Origin of the sequence: Dysgonomonas termitidis, assembly GCF_042654545.1 — a bacterium.
Lineage (GTDB): Bacteria > Bacteroidota > Bacteroidia > Bacteroidales > Dysgonomonadaceae > Dysgonomonas > Dysgonomonas termitidis.
Map to the genome: position 1 here is coordinate 1,400 of NZ_JBHSGN010000066.1, position 225 is coordinate 1,624.

The 225-nt window shown below is 38.7% G+C and carries 1 pseudogene; it reads right to left on the minus strand.

The window, feature by feature from the left end:
• A pseudogene (locus tag ACFO6W_RS10060) lies at positions 1 to 225 on the minus strand (RNA polymerase sigma factor); the annotation flags it as partial.

The window sequence follows — 225 nt, forward strand, 5'->3', positions numbered from 1 at the left end:
TAATACCTTGCGGACACTGTACTATTTGATTTAATTAACCTTGAATTGTACAATTCACCGGCAATTTCATCCATGCTGTATCCGGCTTGTTGTAATAATAAGGCTTTGCGGGACGCCGGCTTTATCATGCCAAGAGCTTCTACTATATCATCTGAAAAGAATTGTTTGTAATCATCAGTCCTTAGGTCTCTGAAGTAAACCTCTTCATTCTCATCCGATGGTATT